The sequence below is a fragment of the Caballeronia sp. LZ032 genome (assembly GCF_031451315.1).
Classification (GTDB): domain Bacteria; phylum Pseudomonadota; class Gammaproteobacteria; order Burkholderiales; family Burkholderiaceae; genus Caballeronia.
Genome location: NZ_JARUXP010000004.1, coordinates 1201631 through 1207630, shown reverse-complemented (window position 1 = coordinate 1207630; position 6000 = coordinate 1201631). Strand labels below are relative to the sequence as shown.

Genomic DNA, 6000 nt, shown 5'->3' with positions numbered 1-6000 from the left:
AACAACAAGTCATGCCTGATGACCATAGCGAGTCGGTACCACCCCTTCCCATCCCGAACAGGACCGTGAAACGACTCCACGCCGATGATAGTGCGGATCACCCGTGTGAAAGTAGGTAATCGTCAGGCTCCTCATGCTCAAAACAAAAACCCCACCCCACAAAGGTGGGGTTTTTGCGTTTCAGGGCCTGGGCCGAGGTCGGGCCTGGCATTTGCATCCCGCTATCTCGTTCTGACACCATCTCGATGTCGGACCTTCGCTTTCTGTCGGTAGAATGACGACGAGAGCCATCATGTCGACCCTCACTGGAGCGCATATGAGAACGAGCCTGTTGATCGCAGCCCTGAGCGCCGCCTTGCTGGTTGCCGCATGCGGCAAGAAGAACGACGCGAGCGAGTCCAGCCTGGGCGATGCAATATCCGCCGACATGAAAACCAGCCGCGGTCTGCTCTGTCTGAACCGCAGCGGCCGCGGCCCTTATACGTTTCCATCGGTCTATAGCAACCAGGACCTCAACGAATACGCTGCCGGCGCCTTGCGCGAGCAACTCGCCGCGCTGGAGAAGGCCGGTCTGATCGCTCGCGCGGCAACCACGCCCGCGAATGCCAGCGCCAAGCAGAACGGCGTCGCCTACAGCCTGACGGGCGAAGGGCAGAAGTACGCGGTCGAAACGAATCGGCCGGCGGGCGATCCCAATGCCACGAACGACCCGCATACCTGGAAGATCTGCTACGCGCACGTCAAGCTCGACAAAGTCGCGAGCTGGACGGAGCCGGATCCCACTGCGCACCGCTCGGATGTCACTTACACGTACAAGCTCGAAAACGTGGCCCCCTGGGCCGATGATCGCGACGTCAAGCGGGCGTTTTCCGAAGTGACGGCGTCTGATCGGGAAGCGGGCGAGACAAAGCTGCACATCACGCTGGAACAACGCGAGGATGGCTGGGTGCGGGTGGATTGACCCGCTGTCTCAACCCTCCTACATCCGTGCGAGCGAACGCGCCGCGCATGTCCGACGTCGCTCGCCACGCGGGTGTGTCGAAGATGACGGTGTCGCGCGTGCTGGCGGGCCATAGCGTTGCGCTTGCCACGCGCGAACGCGTGCAGAAGGCCATCGATGAACTCGGCTACGTCGCCGATGCCGCCGCCGGCGCGCTCTCTTCGGGCCGGTCCGAATTCGTGGCCGTGCTGGTGCCGTCGCTCGCAAGCTCCAACTTTTCCGATACCGTCCGGGGCCTGTCAGCGTCGCTGGAGCCACATGGCTTGCAATTGCTGATCGGCGATACCGACTACCATCTCGACCGCGAAGAGCGCCTCGTGCGTTCAATGCTGCGTCATCAGCCGCGTGGCATCGCGCTGACGGGATCGCGCCACACCGAAGCGACGCGCACGCTGCTGCGCCGCTCGGGCGTTCCCGTCGTCGAGATGTGGGATGCAACGACAGATCCGATCGGCGCCGCCGTCGGGTTCTCCAATGTCAGCGCAGCACGCGAAATGGTCCGCTATCTGGCGGGCAAGGGGCACGAACGCATCGGCTTTCTCGGCGGCGCGAGCGAACTCGACCGGCGCGGCCTCGATCGCCTGAAGGGCTTCCGAGCGCAAATGAAGGCACTGGGTCTCGACGATCGTCGCGTGATCCGGCTGGGCGAATCGCCGATCACCATGAGTCACGGCGGCCCCGCGATGGCCGCGTTGCTCGAAGCCTGGCCTGACACGCAAGCCGTCATGTGCGTGAGCGACATGTCCGCCTTTGGTGCGATCATGGAATGCCATCGGCGCGGGCTCTCGGTGCCGGACGACGTGGCAGTGGCGGGCTTCGGCAATTTCGAGGTCGCGGCCTGCTCTAATCCGTCGATCACCACGGTATCCGTGGATGCATACGGCATCGGTGAGCGCGCGGGCGCGATGCTGCTTGAAGCGCTCGACATGCGTGAGAACGGCATCGTCGAGCCGACAGGGAAGCGTGAGCGCGTGGCGTACTACGTGGTGGCGAGGGAGAGCGCCTGAACCGCAGCAGGTTTGCTCACGCGTGCTACCATGCATCGCGATGTTACCGGTAACGGAACCATGAAAACAGCAGCGCCGGCATTCGGGCCGGACGAGGCGCATCACATGGAGAGACAAATCATGCCCCAGCAGAAGGTACAACGGCTGCGCAGCCAGGAATGGTTCGACGATCCCTCTCACGCCGACATGACGGCGTTGTATGTCGAACGTTTCATGAACTACGGCCTCACGCGAGAAGAACTGCAGTCCGGCCGTCCGATCATCGGCATTGCGCAGACGGGTAGCGATCTCGCGCCGTGCAATCGTCATCACATCGAGCTGGCCGCGCGCACGAAGGCGGGCATCCGCGACGCGGGCGGCATCCCGATGGAGTTTCCTGTTCACCCACTGGCGGAACAGAGCCGCCGTCCAACCGCGGCGCTCGACCGCAATCTCGCCTATCTCGGGCTGGTTGAAATCCTGCATGGCTTTCCGCTCGATGGCGTCGTGCTCACCACCGGCTGCGACAAGACCACGCCGGCTTGTCTCATGGCGGCCGCGACCGTCGACATGCCGGCCATCGTCCTCTCGGGCGGCCCCATGCTCGACGGATGGCATGAAGGCAAGCGGGTCGGCTCCGGCACGGTCATCTGGCATGCGCGCAATCTGCTCGCGGCGGGCAAGATCGATTATGAGGGCTTCATGCAACTGACGACGGCGTCGTCGCCATCGATCGGTCATTGCAACACGATGGGCACCGCGCTCTCGATGAACAGCCTCGCCGAAGCGCTCGGCATGTCGCTGCCGACCTGCGCCAGCATTCCCGCCGCGTATCGCGAGCGCGGACAGATGGCGTATGCGACCGGCAGGCGCATCGTCGAGATGGTGCGCGAGGACCTCAAGCCTTCGAAGATCATGACGCGCGATGCGTTCATCAACGCCATCGTGGTGGCCTCGGCGCTCGGTGCGTCGACCAACTGTCCGCCGCATCTGATCGCGATTGCGCGTCATATGGGTATCGAACTGACGCTCGATGACTGGCAACGTCATGGCGAGCCTGTACCGCTGATCGTCAACTGCATGCCGGCGGGTGACTATCTCGGCGAGAGTTTTCATCGCGCGGGCGGGGTGCCGGCGGTCATCAGGCAACTGGACCAGGCGGGACTGATCGCGGGGCAGTGCATGACGGTATCGGGCCGCACGATCGGCGATATTGCCAGCGACGCGCCCGCCGCCGACAACGACGTCATCCGCACGGCAAGCGATCCGCTGAAACATGGTGCGGGCTTCATGGTGCTGTCGGGCAATTTCTTCGACAGCGCGATCATGAAGATGTCCGTGGTCGGCGATGCTTTCCGCCAGACCTATCTGAGCGAGCCCGGTGCCGAGAACACGTTCGAGGCGCGTGCCATTGTTTTCGATGGTCCGGAGGACTATCACGCACGCATCAATGATCCGTCGCTCAACATCGACGAGCATTGCATTCTCGTAATCCGCGGTTGCGGCACGGTGGGTTATCCGGGCAGCGCGGAGGTGGTGAACATGGCGCCGCCGGCGGAGTTGATCAAGCAAGGCATCGATAGCCTTCCTTGCATGGGCGATGGACGGCAGAGCGGGACGTCCGCGAGTCCGTCGATTCTCAACATGTCGCCGGAAGCAGCGGTGGGCGGCGGCCTCGCGCTCCTGCGCACGAACGACATGATCCGCGTGGACCTGAACGCGCGTTCCGTCAACGTGCTGCTTGGCGAGGCCGAGCTCGAAAGCCGTCGCGCGGATAGCGCGTTCGCCGTGCCGGTTGCGCAAACGCCGTGGCAGGAGTTGTATCGACAGACCGTGGGGCAGTTGTCGACGGGCGGCTGTCTCGAGCCCGCGACGTTGTATCTGAAGGTGATCGAAACGCGCGGCAATCCGCGTCACTCACACTGAGCGCACCATCATGTCCTTTGCCATTTATCCGAGCTTGAAGGACCAGAGTGTCGTCGTGACGGGCGGCGGCAGCGGTATCGGTGCGGGGATCGTCGAGGCGTTCGCACAGCAGGGCGCGCGCGTGTTTTGCATCGACGTGGCCGATGCCGATTCGCGGCAACTCGAACAGGCGTTGGCGGGTGAACCACACGCGCCGAAGTATCTTTACTGCGATCTGCGCGATCCCGCCGCCATCGAACAAACCTTCGATGCCATCGCGAGCGAAGCAGGGCGCATCGACGTGCTCGTCAACAATGCGGCGAACGACGATCGTCATCAATGGGACAACGTCAGCGCTGCTTACTGGGACGAGCGCATGGCCGTGAACCTGCGACATCAGTTCTTCTGCGCGCAGGCGGCGGCGCAACGCATGCGGACGCAGCGGCGCGGATCGATCATCAATATGGGCTCGATTTCGTGGCACCTTGCCTTGCCCGATCTCACGCTTTATATGACCGCGAAGGCGGGAATAGAAGGGCTCACGCGCGGGCTAGCGCGTGAGCTTGGGGAGCACGGCATTCGCGTGAATACGGTGATTCCGGGGGCGGTGCGCACGCCGCGGCAGATGAAGCTGTGGCAATCGCCGGACAGCGAAGCGAAGCTTCTCGCGCAGCAATGCCTTCATGAGCGCATCGATCCGGAGCATATCGCGCGCATGGTGCTGTTTCTCGCCTCTGATGATGGCGCGCGTTGTACTGGGCGAGAGTTTTACGTCGACGCGGGGTGGTTCCGCGCTTGACGCGTCACGGCGGCGTTACGGCCGCGCGTTACGTAAGCGCCGCGGGTGTCAGATGCGCGCGTCGCACCGGCGCGAAGCCTGTACCGGCTTGAGCGTCGGCACTGTGCCGTTCTCGATGTAGTGCTGCACGGTATGCGTCGCTTCGTCGTAACCGCGTCGTCGAGCCAGTGCCGGACGGCGGCGAGAAACAGCCCAAGCCCGGCATGCCCGCAATGGGCCATGACATCCGCGATGCCCTCGGCGAGTACTTTGGATCGCCCCTCTTCGCGCAGCGCGCTTGCCACGTGCGATGCGGCGCGTGAGACTGGATTTGCCCCGCATTTCCGGACACCATCTCACACCAAGGTTGATGAATCGGTTCTACGTCGGAACTCGCGCGGCGAGCGGTATTTCAGCGCGCTAGCCGCCGCTCGATGCCTGGCCTCGCAGGCCTCCTGTGAAGCAGCGTAAACGCGCTTGGCGTTCACCGGAGCCTCACGTCGCGATTCCCGCTCGCACCGCAACATGCCCCCAGACGCGTCGATAACCGTAGGTCGGCACGTCAGCAACTAGCGACCGAATTTCATCAACGAGGCCAGCATCATCCGTTCGGCTTGCACTACGGCCAAACCGCCAGTCAGCAGCACGTTCGAACTTTACCGACACATTTGAGCGCGCTACACCGGGAACGTCGCAGAGCTGCTTCACTGGCCGTCCCCGGCAATGAGGGTGAGCGCGCAATTCATTTTCGCGACTTCGTCACCTCCACTGCTTCCCGGAGAAGCTCATTCTCCATTGTCTTCTTGCCGAGCAGGCGCTGCAGCTTCTTTACCTGCTTGAGCGCATCGCTCAGCTCAGATACCGGAACAACTTCTTCATCAGCGCTCACCGCCGACAGGCTGCCGTCCTGACGCAGCTTGCACACCGAAACAGTTGATTCGGATTGATGCCGTGCAGCCGCGCAACCATCTAAACCGTCTTGCCTGGCTCGAAGTTTCTCGAACCATTGCCAGCTTCTCATCCGCTGACCAGCGCCGCCGATGCTCAGGTCCGCGCAACACTTCCATTACTTCGTCCTTGTTGTTAGTCATATACACAGTCTTAAGCCTACCCACTATTGCAAGTGGGCGACTGTGTCCGGACTTTCAGGGGGTACTCCAATAACAATAATTTCCGAAATAGTGTCTCGTCCGCAGGCTTCATTCAGCAGCGTTCTTCGGTTTTATCACATTGTCTTCCACCACCCTCTTCGAGGCTGGATTTCAGATGCGAATCGTGTTTGCCCTGGTCTTAATGAGCCGCAATGCCGCTTGGCTCCCCAGGTAGATTTA

General features: G+C 62.4%; 4 protein-coding genes, 1 rRNA gene and 1 pseudogene. 5 read left to right on the top strand and 1 reads right to left on the bottom strand.

Annotated features, from left to right (window positions below):
• Positions 1-14 precede the first annotated feature (14 nt).
• The 5 genes from rrf to QCE69_RS33365 all read left to right on the top strand — a co-directional run bounded on the left by rrf (position 15) and on the right by QCE69_RS33365 (position 4690).
• Positions 15-128, top strand: a 5S ribosomal RNA gene (rrf, locus tag QCE69_RS33385).
• Positions 129-292: 164 nt separating this feature from the next.
• Entirely contained in the window at positions 293-961 is a 669-nt protein-coding gene (locus tag QCE69_RS33380; protein ID WP_309935194.1) for a hypothetical protein, read from the top strand.
• Between the two features lie 47 nt (positions 962-1008).
• Positions 1009-2007 carry a LacI family DNA-binding transcriptional regulator gene (locus QCE69_RS33375; protein ID WP_309935193.1) on the top strand — a complete coding sequence of 333 codons (999 nt, stop codon included), beginning with the start codon at positions 1009-1011 and terminating at the stop codon, positions 2005-2007.
• Between the two features lie 120 nt (positions 2008-2127).
• Entirely contained in the window at positions 2128-3912 is a 1785-nt protein-coding gene (locus QCE69_RS33370) for an IlvD/Edd family dehydratase (protein WP_309927033.1), read from the top strand.
• A 10-nt stretch (positions 3913-3922) separates the two neighbouring features.
• On the top strand, positions 3923-4690 hold the full coding sequence (locus QCE69_RS33365; protein ID WP_309935191.1) for an SDR family oxidoreductase: 768 nt from the start codon (positions 3923-3925) through the stop codon (positions 4688-4690).
• A gap of 446 nt (positions 4691-5136) precedes the next feature.
• Here QCE69_RS33365 and QCE69_RS33360 read toward each other — a convergent pair.
• A pseudogene (locus tag QCE69_RS33360) lies at positions 5137-5736 on the bottom strand (transposase); the annotation flags it as partial.
• Between the last annotated feature and the right edge of the window lie 264 nt (positions 5737-6000).

Bases quoted from the DNA above. Each gene is read 5' to 3' on its own strand.
- QCE69_RS33365 (WP_309935191.1), top strand. From the start codon at position 3,923: ATGTCCTTTGCCATTTATCCGAGCTTGAAGGACCAGAGTGTCGTCGTG.
- QCE69_RS33370 (WP_309927033.1), top strand. From the start codon at position 2,128: ATGCCCCAGCAGAAGGTACAACGGCTGCGCAGCCAGGAATGGTTCGAC.
- QCE69_RS33375 (WP_309935193.1), top strand. From the start codon at position 1,009: ATGTCCGACGTCGCTCGCCACGCGGGTGTGTCGAAGATGACGGTGTCG.
- QCE69_RS33380 (WP_309935194.1), top strand. From the start codon at position 293: ATGTCGACCCTCACTGGAGCGCATATGAGAACGAGCCTGTTGATCGCA.